Below are 7,780 nucleotides of genomic sequence, written 5' to 3' on the forward strand. Positions count from 1 at the left end.
GTTATTAACCCAACTTGATACAAGTTTTGTCTCATGCAACTGTCCATTTGTACAAAATAGATGGTGCTTTATAAGAAGAATTCAGAACTCAGGAGTCAGAATTCAGTATGAATTCTGTACGAGTGGGTGACGAATATTGGTTAAAATCTTCTCACTTTAAAAGTCTATCCCTTTGTGGGTAGAGTATTCTGAATTCTGAATCCTGTTTTTTTATGAATAAAAAAGTGTTTTTTAGGTAATTTTTGACACTTTTATTTCAAGAAGTTGAGCGATGGCTGCAACTAATTCTTCTGGGTTAAGAGGCTTGGGTAAATGCATCTGAAACCCAGCTTTTAACGCTTCTTGCTGGTCATCGGTTCTCGCAAAGGCAGTCAAGGCAATTGCTGGAATTTGTCCACCTTGTTCTGGTATTAAATTTCTCACTTGATGTATTAACATATAGCCATCCATATCGGGCATACTAATATCGCTGACCAACACATCTAGCTTTACCTCTGCTAGAGTTTGTAATGCTTCATAAGCGGAAGATACCGCAATCACAAAAGCCCCATCTTGCTCTAATACAAAAGCAACAAAATCTCGTGAATCAGCATCATCATCGACAACTAAAACCCGGATGCCATTTAGGGGTAAGGAGTTAGGAGTTAAAAACGCAGGGTAGTTTTGTTCATCCGTCAGATTTGGGCTTTCATCTGGCAGAAGCGGTAAACTCACAGTAAATATTGCCCCTTTCCCCTCACCGTGGCTCTCTGCTTTGACCATACCGCCATGCATTTCGATGATATTACGCACAATTGCCAATCCCAGTCCTAATCCACCAAAATTTCTCGTAGAGGTGCTATCCGCTTGGCGGAAATAATCAAACACGAATGGCAAAAAGTCAGCGCTAATTCCTTTACCTGTATCGCTAACTACAAGTTGAGCATAGCCATCAGCTTGCTCTAATCGCACTTCTACCTTTCCTCCCTTGGGTGTAAATTTGACAGCGTTAGAAAGGAGATTCCAGACAACTTGCTGCAAACGAATAGAATCGCCTAGAATTTCCCCCACATCCGGTTCAAATACCGTATTCACCTCAATCAACTTTGTTTCTGCCGCTAATCGCATTGTTTCTAATGCCGACAATACCGTAGACTCTAGGCTAATCTTCGTAATATTCAGCGTCAGTTTACCCTGTAAAATTCTGGAGATGTCCAGCAAGTCTTCAATGAGTTGAACCTGTAAAGTGGCATTCCGCTCGATTGTGGCTAGTGCTTCAGATGTCTTTACTTGGTCTAACCTGCGGGTTTGCAACAACTTTGACCAGCCGAGAATTGCATTCAGTGGAGTGCGTAATTCGTGAGAAAGGACGGCTAAAAATTCATCTTTAATTCGATTGGCTGTTTCTGCTTTCGCTCGTGCTACTTGTTCTAATTCCAGCAGGTGTGCCCGTTCTTCAAGTATTTGTTTTTGTTCGTGGATATCTGTACATGTTCCAAACCACTTGACTACAATACCTTGCTCATCTTTGAGTGGTAAACCTCGCGCTAGCTGCCAACGATAGGAGCCATCAGAAGCCCGTTTGAAGCGATATTCGTTGTTATATATACTGCCATCTTTTACAGCATTAGACCACACTTCATCAGCACTTTGAATATCATCTGGATGCAATGCCGCCAACCAACCAGAACCCAAAGATTGCTCTAATGTTAGCCCAGTGTAGTCACACCAATTTTGATTAAAAAAATCACATTCACCGTTAGGCTTGGTTGTCCATACAAGTTGAGGAATTGCCTCAGCTAAGTAACGGTAGCGTTCTTCGCTTTGTCGAAGAACTTCTAAAATGCGTTGGCGTTCCAGGATTTCTTGTTGTAACTGCTCGTTGGTATTGGTAATTTCATTAGTGCGAACAGCAACCATTTCTTCCAGATGATTCTGGTATTTTCGCAGTTCCTTCTCTACCCGTAAACGTTCGGTTATTTGGGTTTGAAGTTCTTGATTTGCTTGTTCTAGTTGAGCGGGGCTAGTAAATGCCAGTGTTTGGGGAACTAGAGACACAAGATTTACTGCTGTAATTAAAGATATTGTGGCAGTTATTGCTTTGACAAACCCCGATAGCCAATAGGTTGGATGCCAAAGTGTCCAAATTTCTATTAAATGTGTAGTACCGCAAGCTACGATAAATGCACTAAACAGCAGAAAAATCCAATCAAAGGGCAAATCCTGCCGCTTACGCACAAAGTAAAATAGTGTAGCTGGAATCGAATAATAAGCTAGTGCAATTAGCGAGTCAGATAATATATGTAACCAAACTAAATTTGTTTGCCATAGATAGCAGTGCCCATGTGGAATAAATGATCCTGATGTAAAAAAATTAGTCCACAATTCTGATATTATGTCTGACATAAACACTTGATTTGTTTTATCTATAAAATTTACTACTAAATTCCTGTCCTCATTTGATACTATTCTAATACTAAAATATTATTGATATGATGTGTATAATTACTCTACGCTTAAGGAAACTATAATATGTCTTTAAAAACCAAACAAGCTGTTAGTAGCATCGCTGTTTTGCAAAAAGATAAGCTTTTAAAAATCCCAATATTTTCTCGTCTAAAATCTAAATTAATTCATTGTGGCTATGGTGCTTGTAGCGCATCAGGTTGCAATTGTAAAGGTTATGAAGGGAGTGGTGAAACTTGCGAAAATTGTGGACATAACTACAGTAAACACTGGTAAATTTAAGTCAGAATTCAGGAGTCAGAATAGTTAAAGAATCAGAAGAACATTTGATAAATATACTAATTATTCTAAATTCTTGATAAATTCTGAACTTTTACAAATTTCAAAATAAAAACCATTCTCATCATTATGATGAAAATGGTAAAAAATTAGGAGACAGAACAGGAAAATTTAATCTCCGCAACTTTCACTCAACTTAAGATTCACTTGACTTAGCACTCATTTTATCTAACAGTTGAGTGATTTTTTTAGCTTTTTCAGGTTGGCGCTGTTTTTGTAATAAATCTTTAGCTTGTAACAGGTTAGTTTTAGCTTCTTCTTCTCGCTCTTGCTGCATGAGAATATTTGCCAGACGCAAGTAAGCATCGGGGTTTTTCGGACTGCGGCGAATTACTTCTCGGAATAATTCTGTTGCTTCCTCTACTTGGCCTTGTTGGTTTAAAACATCTCCCAAAAACAAGCGCACCACATCATTAGTAGAGTTGATGGAAATCACCTTGCGAAAGGCTGCTTCTGCACCTTGGTAATCTTTTGCTTGAGCAAGATTGATTCCTTTTTGAAACAAGTCTGAGGTAATCAAAGTTTTCCAAGCGAAATAGCCCAGGATTGACAGACTGAGAACAACTACAAGAGCAGCGATAATAGAACTAGTGGGAAAGGTTTCTAGCATTGTCTAAGCCAAAAGGCAGGCGATAGGAAAAATTAGATATTCCATAAAAAAGAGTTTCCAGATAAATTGGTAGAATTGAGCGATCGCACTTTTATCTTGTAAGTCTACCGTCGAACTCCGCAACCACAGCCAAACCAACAGCGCCAAATGAGTAACTATCAGGAATATGGGGTTAATAGAGGCGATGCGTAGCACCCCAACCAGAATCATTCCCAGATAGCAGACAGTTATTACCCAAAGAGACAGATTGAACACTGCTTGGGGCCCAAGTTTGATAGTGAAAGTAGTAATATTGTAGAGGCGATCGCCTTCCATATCGGGGATATCTTTGAAGATAGCGATCGCAAAGGTAAACACCAAAATAAATAACGTCAGCACCCACACCACAGGCGGAATTGCTTGGCTTTGTTGCAACGCCCAACTGTAATGCAGATATAATCCTAAGTTAACAATCGTACCGCGCACCGAAAAAATACACAGCGCCGCCCAAACGGGAAACTGTTTCAAGCGAATTGGCGGCAAAGAATAAGCAGTACCAATGGCCAAACTAATAGCCACCATACCCAATAAAAACGGCCCAGTTAGCCACGCCACAACTAGTGCCAAAATCCCAGTAAAGGCAACAATTAATTGCCCAGTTTGCTGGGAAAACTCACCAGATGCCAACGGTAAATGAGGCTTATTAATCTTGTCAATTTCCACATCTTCTAATTGATTCAGCCCCACAATGTAGACATTGCCACACAGACAAGCAATCCATGCGCCGAAGACAGGGAGTAGAGAACTTGTAGAGACGCGATTCATCGCGTCTGTAGAGATATGATTAATTGCGTCTGTACTAATGGCAATGGCAATTAAATATAAACCTAAAACACTTAGACTTGTACCAATAATTGTATGAGGGCGAGAGAATTTCCAGAAAGCATATAACCAATTGAAAGATGATGGAACAGGGTTGCCTGGTAAAGGGCTGTTTTGAGAACTTTGGCTCATGAGTAGCTTAGATACAGTATTCTGGCTTGTTGTTAATCATTGTCACAGAATTTGGTCATTTGTCATTGGTCATTGGTCATTGGTCATTTGTCATTGGCAAAACAGTTCCGAGTGCTGAGTGAAGAGTTAGGAGTTACGAATTCTCTCCCTGCCTCATCTCCCTCATCTCCCTCATTGCCCCATTCCTTCAGACTGTGCATAGGCATAGCCCATCGTAGACATCGCATTTACCAGTGGGAATCATAACAAACAGATTGACCTGAGTAAATAACCAATGGCTTACCAAAACATTACTGGGTTCCTCCTGCCTCCTGCCTCCTATCTCCTGCCTCCTGAACGCCTCCCTTTCTTCAAATGACTCTCGATAGATCCAATAACAACCAAAGGGCAAAAAGAATTATGTTGGATTTGCTGATTCAAAACGGGTTAATTTTCGATGGCTTAGGCTCTCCAGCTATTCGCAGAGATATCGGCATTCAAAACGGCCGCATTGTCAATCTTGCACCCTCCTTAACTACCCCAGCGCGTGAAGTGGTTGATGCTTCTGGGTTATGGGTGACACCTGGATTTATAGATATTCATACTCATTACGATTTAGAGTTAGAAATTGCACCAGGATTGAGCGAATCAGTGCGTCATGGTGTTACCAGCGTGGTTATTGGTAACTGTAGCTTGTCTGTTGCGATCGCAGAACCCCAAATCCTGGCTGATATTTTTCAGAGGGTAGAGACACTTTCCCATCGGCTGATTGCAAAATGGTTGAAAAAGTCGGTTTCCTGGCAGACACCAGCAGAATATTTACAGCATTTGCAACAGTTACCCCTTGGCCCCAATGTTGCCCCAATGTTTGGACACAGTGCCTTACGCGCTCATGTGATGGGATTAGAACGCAGTTTAACGGTTCAGCCGACAAAATTTGAAGTAAAACTTATGCAGCGCATAGCCAGAGATGCAATAGATGCTGGCTTTATTGGTATTTCTATTGATATGTTTCCCTGGCATCGGATGAGTGGAGAATGGCAAGGCTGCACAATTCCTTCTCAACACGCCAAATTTAAAGAATATGCAATGTTGGCAGATTTATGTCGGCATAGCCAATGCGTTTTTCAAGTCACACCCGATTTACAAAGACTTGCTTCCTTTGTAGACATTCTGCGTATGGGTTCAGGGATTGGACAAAAACCACTGCGGCTAACTGTCCTCTCAGCCTTAGATGCCGTACACGATCGCAAACTATGGCGAATATTTTCCCCCCTGCTTTTTATTTGGAATCGGCTTCTAAATGGTAATGTGCGTTTTCAAACCCTAACCGAACCCTTCACCATTTACTCTGATGGATCTGTGACTCCCTTATTTGAAGAATTTTCCACAGGCGCACAACTCAATGGCTGTCAGTCACGAGAGGAAAGGCAACAACTATGGGCATCGAAAATTTTTTGTCGTCAGTTTCGCCAAGAATGGCTCAGTAAAAAGCGTAAATCATTCCATCGCCGATTAGATTTGATGGAAGTTATTCACTGTCCCGAAGCAAGTTGGCAAGGGTTAAGTTTTGCAGAAATTGCTCGTCAAAACCAACAAGAACCAGTAGATTTATTTATCCACGCATTACAAAAATACGATACAGATTTACGCTGGGTGGCGACAGGAGCAAACGATCGCTTAAAACCCCGTTTAGCGATGATGCAGCATCCTCATATTTTGCCTGGTTTTACCGATGCTGGCGCTCATGTCCGTAACCTGGGCTACTATGATGGAGCTTTGTCTTTGCTCAAACAAGCAGTTGCAACGAAGTTCCTTTCACCGGAAGCTGCGATTTGCCGCGTTACCGGAGAACCTGCTGGTTGGTTTCGTCTTGATACGGGAGTTCTCAAAGTTGGGGCGAAAGCAGATATAGTTTTACTTGATCCCAATGCTTTAAATCAGCCAATTAGCCCGCAAGTGCAGATATCAGATCCAGTTTTAGATGGTGAACCTCGAATGGTTAAGCGCGGTTCGGATGAGATTGTGCAAGCGGTTTATATTAATGGAATTCAGGTTATTTGTCGAGGTAAGGTGAGGGATATTTTGGGGCGTGAAAAGTTGGGAAGCGTTTTGTCACCATTTACTTAAAGAGTATTTCGCGGCGTTCAATCGGGGGAGTAAATTCACGAATAATATTCCAAATTCCGTCATGTTCATCTCTTATACAGGTCAGTATAGGAGCCATGATTTTGTTAATTTTTATTGAGGTTCACTAGCTATATCTTCGGGTAGAAGGAAAACAATATTGTAATTTCTAAGCTAGTTATGAAGTTTCCTGATGGATGAAATTATGCTGAACATTATTGCTTGGATAATCCTAGGTTTGATTGCTGGAGCTATAGCGAAAGCTATTTATCCTGGTCGTCAAGGTGGTGGAATGGTTTCAACTATGGTTTTAGGTATCGTCGGTGCTGTAATTGGGGGAATTTTAGTTACTCTTTTAGAGACAGGAAGATTTCAATTAACTGCTGCAACCCTTAGTATCCCCGGTGTAATTGTTGCCGTCATTGGCGCAATAATTGCCATCTTTCTATGGAACTTATTAGCTGGGCGTACCAGTTATTAGTTGAATTAAATTGTAGAAAAATCATGTTTAGGGCCAAGTTGTTCGTGATTAACCATTTCAGATTCTACGCCAATATAACAAAAACTCCACTTTCTAAAAGTTAGTGGAGTAATTAATGTAAGGCTATTAGTAATGAATCATGGTTAGTAGTGCTATTTGCACTGCAAAAGCTCAATTAGTCTAAAGCTTTCTTAAGTTCGTCTTTAATGTTTTCTACAGTGTGAGTAACTTGGGCATCAGCTTGCTTTGCTTGTCCTTCAGCTTTATCTTGTGGATTACCGGTTATTTCACCCACAACCTCTTGAATTTTACCTTCAATATTTTTTGCAGTAGCTTCTACTCTTTTTTCGGCACTCATGGTTTTATCCCCAGCTTGTAGTTGATTCAGCTATTACATAAACTAACAACAGAGTATTGTTTTTAACTTCCATCAACCGATAGAATAATTTGGTAGATTATGTATCTTAAGATAGATACGAGACGCTACAAGAGTACGTAAGTAAAAAAATATTATTAATATATAGCAATCCTATAGGAATCCGCTTTGATTTATGAACGAATTTGCGTAGACAGGCAATAGGCAATAGGCAATAGGCAACAGGCAACAGGCAACAGGCAATAGGCAATGAGGCAATAGAAATCAAATAAGAGGCAATAGGACTTACATTTCTAAACACTCATGCTTAATTTCTTCTGAGTATCCTTTGAGTTCATACGAAGTATTGAAGAAGAAGACAGAATTCAAGAGTCAGAATTCAGGAGGCAGAATAAAGACGCGACTAGAAAAAACACACCACCGCGGACTC

Annotated in this window: 7 protein-coding genes; 3 read left to right on the forward strand and 4 right to left on the reverse strand. The window is 40.6% G+C overall.

Going from position 1 to position 7,780, the window contains the following annotated elements; genetic code table 11:
• Positions 1-231: 231 nt before the first annotated feature.
• Positions 232-2,385, reverse strand: a complete 2,154-nt coding sequence (locus RRG12_RS15545) for an ATP-binding protein (protein ID WP_420759915.1) — start codon at positions 2,383-2,385, stop codon at positions 232-234.
• 126 nt (positions 2,386-2,511) lie between these two features.
• On the opposite strand from RRG12_RS15545, the gene RRG12_RS15550 reads away from it, so the two are divergent.
• Positions 2,512-2,721, forward strand: a complete 210-nt coding sequence (locus tag RRG12_RS15550) for a hypothetical protein (RefSeq protein WP_069070343.1) — start codon at positions 2,512-2,514, stop codon at positions 2,719-2,721.
• A 199-nt stretch (positions 2,722-2,920) separates the two neighbouring features.
• Here RRG12_RS15550 and RRG12_RS15555 read toward each other — a convergent pair whose 3' ends face one another.
• Both RRG12_RS15555 and RRG12_RS15560 read right to left on the reverse strand, forming a co-directional pair.
• Positions 2,921-3,394, reverse strand: coding sequence for a tetratricopeptide repeat protein (locus RRG12_RS15555; protein ID WP_420759916.1), 474 nt, complete (start codon positions 3,392-3,394; stop codon positions 2,921-2,923).
• Between the two features lie 3 nt (positions 3,395-3,397).
• Positions 3,398-4,387: a homogentisate phytyltransferase gene (locus RRG12_RS15560; RefSeq protein WP_420759917.1), complete on the reverse strand. Its 990-nt coding sequence runs from the start codon at positions 4,385-4,387 to the stop codon at positions 3,398-3,400.
• Between the two features lie 399 nt (positions 4,388-4,786).
• On the opposite strand from RRG12_RS15560, the gene RRG12_RS15565 reads away from it, so the two are divergent.
• Positions 4,787-6,496 carry an N-acyl-D-amino-acid deacylase family protein gene (locus RRG12_RS15565; protein ID WP_420759918.1) on the forward strand — a complete coding sequence of 570 codons (1,710 nt, stop codon included), beginning with the start codon at positions 4,787-4,789 and terminating at the stop codon, positions 6,494-6,496.
• Between the two features lie 205 nt (positions 6,497-6,701).
• Positions 6,702-6,974 (forward strand): GlsB/YeaQ/YmgE family stress response membrane protein, encoded by a 273-nt coding sequence (locus RRG12_RS15570; protein WP_069070390.1) that lies wholly within the window; start codon positions 6,702-6,704, stop codon positions 6,972-6,974.
• A gap of 175 nt (positions 6,975-7,149) precedes the next feature.
• On the opposite strand, the gene RRG12_RS15575 is transcribed toward RRG12_RS15570, so the two are convergent.
• On the reverse strand, positions 7,150-7,332 hold the full coding sequence (locus tag RRG12_RS15575; RefSeq protein ID WP_069070339.1) for a CsbD family protein: 183 nt from the start codon (positions 7,330-7,332) through the stop codon (positions 7,150-7,152).
• Positions 7,333-7,780: the final 448 nt, after the last annotated feature.

This window comes from Nostoc sp. CALU 546 (genome assembly GCF_048836525.1).